This is a genomic window from Clostridium sp. DFI.1.208 (genome assembly GCF_024463855.1).
Taxonomy (GTDB): Bacteria; Bacillota_I; Bacilli_A; order Erysipelotrichales; family Erysipelotrichaceae; genus Clostridium_AQ.
On sequence record NZ_JANGCA010000122.1, the window covers coordinates 1 to 3,587 of the forward strand.

The 3,587-nt window shown below is 45.0% G+C and carries 4 protein-coding genes; all 4 read right to left on the minus strand.

Going from position 1 to position 3,587, the window contains the following annotated elements; genetic code table 11:
* Positions 1 to 194: 194 nt before the first annotated feature.
* Positions 195 to 1,271: a sporulation integral membrane protein YtvI gene (gene ytvI / locus NE665_RS23405; protein ID WP_117445087.1), complete on the minus strand. Its 1,077-nt coding sequence runs from the start codon at positions 1,269 to 1,271 to the stop codon at positions 195 to 197.
* A gap of 267 nt (positions 1,272 to 1,538) precedes the next feature.
* Positions 1,539 to 2,351, minus strand: coding sequence for a putative ABC transporter permease (locus NE665_RS23410; protein ID WP_117445088.1), 813 nt, complete (start codon positions 2,349 to 2,351; stop codon positions 1,539 to 1,541).
* 9 nt (positions 2,352 to 2,360) lie between these two features.
* Entirely contained in the window at positions 2,361 to 2,996 is a 636-nt protein-coding gene (locus NE665_RS23415) for an HAD family phosphatase (RefSeq protein WP_117445089.1), read from the minus strand.
* Positions 2,993 to 3,451 carry a MarR family transcriptional regulator gene (locus NE665_RS23420; protein ID WP_117445090.1) on the minus strand — a complete coding sequence of 153 codons (459 nt, stop codon included), beginning with the start codon at positions 3,449 to 3,451 and terminating at the stop codon, positions 2,993 to 2,995. The genes NE665_RS23415 and NE665_RS23420 overlap by 4 nt, the downstream gene beginning before the upstream one ends.
* Between the last annotated feature and the right edge of the window lie 136 nt (positions 3,452 to 3,587).

Here is a 3,587-nt window from a genome sequence, read left to right on the forward strand (position 1 = left end):
TGATTTATCCCCATAATTATCTCGACTCCTTTCTTTTAGTATATCAAAAAAGACCCCGTAAAACGAGGTGCCAGATTGACCCTTTAGTAGTCTTTTTCTGGTGTCCGTTTTACAGGGTACATTTTAAGGGAAACGGGTTGCATTTGTTTGTCAGATATAATGCTCTTACAAGGAATACAGATTGCATTTGCTCATCAGGAATTATATAAATGAAGAATTCCGTTATCGTTTAGATTCTGAAGAATCAGGATGAGAATCGGAAGAATGAAAATGCCCAGAAAGCCAAACAGCTTGGCTCCCAGATACATGCACAAAAGCATGAGCAGAGGATGCAACCCAATCTGCTTCCCGACGATTTTCGGCTCGATGATGTTGCGTATCACGGTGATGACAAGATACAGAATGAGAAGTCCCACACAGGTTTTCATCTGCTTGTTCAAAAAACAGATCAGAATCCAGGGAATCATGATTCCACCGGTTCCAAGTACCGGCAGCACATCGAATATGGCAATCAGAAAGGCGATGACGAGTGCATTTTCAATTCCCAGGATATGCAGGCCGATGGTCAGCTCGAAAAAGGTCAGCAGCATGATCTTACCATAAGCGATCGCGAAGCGGGCAATGGTGTCGGTGAAATAGTGTCGGGCAGTAAAGACGATCTGAGCACCTTTGTCCGGAAGCTGCCGAATAAAAAAGGAAATAATGCGTTGATAATCGGCATTAAAGAAAAACGAAGATATAATGGCGAAAAAGAACGCGATGACCAGATTTGGCAGAGAGGACGCAAACCCGGTGAACATGGATACCAGATGTTTGGATAGTGAGGATATGATGCTATATAAAGAATTTTGCAGTCCGTCCAGAAAGGATTGCAGGGCTTGTGCACTCGTGATATCCACCTCTTTCCAGGCACTTTCCACATTCCCCAGAGTATCGTTGAGAAACGGCTCCAAATTTTGCTGATACAGCCTTGGAATGTCCTCTACAAAATCCTTCAGGAACGCAAAGCCCTTCATAAACAGCAGCGTCACAAAGGCGCCGATGGTCGCATAAAAGAGCAGAATCACAAGCGAAGACCAAAGACGTTCATGACCACCGCTCAGCGCAGTCAGCTTTTTGATCAGTGGCCGGAGCATGAAGGCAATCAGAAAGCCAATCAGAAACGGCATGATGGCATACATCACATAGCGAAGAAACAAATACAGCAGTGTAAGAATAATGCAGATGTAAACAAAACGGATGATAAAGGCTCTTTGTTTTTCAGTGTTCATCCTAATCCCTCCTTTGCGCTCACTTTGAGAGTCGCATGTAGTTTTTTATAATATATGAAGCCCATTGTCAGTCGTTTATCCGTGGTAAGGCAGCTGCGCTTATCCGGGAGGAAAATGTAAAAAGTGGTCCTTTCAATTTTTCAGCAAAGCCCCTTTAGCATGAAAGCATGTTGCGTAGTATACAGATGCTGTAAATACAGTATAGAAAAAAAGAACGGAGAAGTCTGCAAATTCCTGTCATATACTCAGGAATACGGACACAGCTTTTTACTTCCCGTCCTCTTTTTTTCTGCGTTCATTGATAATGGAAAACAGCCGTTCTGCATTGATCCGTGAGATTGCCTCGATTCTTGTCGGAAATGCCTTTTGTAATCGAATATGGGTGCGTTTTCGTCTGTCATGAAAGGATGTGATACGTTGCCGCAGCCTTTCGATACGCTCCAACAGAATCTCATCCGCATTGGTGGAGTCCAGAACCCGTGCAACCGCATCACTTAAACTCTCCTGAAGCGGAAAGATACTGGCATTTGCAAAATCCTGCCGCAGCTCGCGGATGCTTTCCTCGATTTCCTGAAAATCCTTGTTCTTGCGCAGCAGTGCAAGGGCAGTGGTAAACAGGTCATAGCCAAACCCGAGAAGAGCAGCTGTACATAGCATGCTTTGAACGCCGGGAGAAAACAGATTCACAAGCTCTCTAATTGCCGGGTGGACAAGATAATAGACAACCAGTACCATACAGCCAAACAGCAGAGAATTTTTCAGGCAGACACGGCCATTGATGTTGAAGGGATAGGTGGAGTAATCCCACCACTTTGTATGAAAGAGAACCTCCATCCCCCAGCTGGTAACATACTCCAATGCACTTGTTACGACAATGCCCATAAGGAACATGAGGGGAATGCTGTAGCCGAACGGATCAAGTATATGCAGCACCGCCAGAGCTCCGCATCCATAGATGGGGCAGTAAGGCCCGGCGAGAAATCCGCGGTTGATGAATGTATGTGCAGGGATGCTACAGTAGATGCATTCGCAGAGCCAGCCGAAAAAGCTGTACAGGAAGAAATATAAGATAAGCTCCATACTACCTTCTTAAAACTCCTGATACAGACGATGATCTCCGAAGTCTCGTATCGTCATACGGGCATCGCTGTACTTGCGTTTTTCCTTATCATTCACTACGATGACATCAATCCCTGCATTGCGCGCTGCCATAACACCGTTTTCAGTGTCTTCAAACACAATGCATTCCTCCGCTGTCAAATCAATATTTTGCAATGCCTCCAGATACATCTGCGGGTCCGGCTTGGAGCGGGTTACCTGCTGAGAGGTTACTACATAATCAAAATAAGGCTCCATGTGCTTTTCCCGTAATATATGAGAAACGATTTCTGTCGCATTATTGGTACACAGACAGATTTTGTAGTTTTTTTGCTTTAAATATTGCAGGAACATGAGGGCATCCTTTTTCAACGGGGCGTTGTCGTAATGCTCCAGCAGAAAATCACTCACGCGGCGTACGAGCTCCTTCCCCTCCGCAGGGTCCTCCACCTCCTGTAGGATGCGGGTTTCCATTTCCGCAAAGCTGCGTACTCTGGATTTCAGTATTTTCAATATCAGCGTTTTCTGAACGGTTTTCAATTCACTCAGTGCCTGCTTGAAGTTGATATTCTCATAGGTATTGATGAGCGTTCCATCCATATCAAACAGAATTCCTTTTTTTGTCATCGAAGGTCACTCTCCTTTCGCATAATCGTATCCAGAAACTGATTCAGCTTCTCCAGTCCCTTCACGATGAGTTCCTTATCCTTATAATTGTACTGCCTCCACTGCTCCTCATAGTGCTGTTGCATCTTATGAGAGATCTCCTGTACGCAGAGTGCTCCGCTTTCACTTGTGCAAAGCTCTACAATGCGCTCATCCTGTTCGCTTTTTTTGCGGATCAGATAGCCGCCTTGCTCCAGCTTTTTACAAAGTGCTGACATGTTGCCTGCATCGGTATGCAGTGCCCTTGCGACAGAGCCGATTGTGGTGCAGGGGTGCTGCTGTATATAGGAGAGCACGGAATACTGCATGTCGGTTATGCGATAGTGCTCGTATGCTTCCTTCAGGTAACGGGAACGCTGAAATGTCAGCTTGCGGTTTAATTCCTCAACCTGCTGCTCATATAATAGAAGATCCATACGCATCGCTTCCTTTCCTTATTATATGTGATTTACATATTTTACAACTGCACGTCTCTGCTGTCAATGGGCTTTGCTTTTCGACAGGCGGGAATGGAAAAATCTATGAAAATTTTTCATTTTTCACGAAACGAAA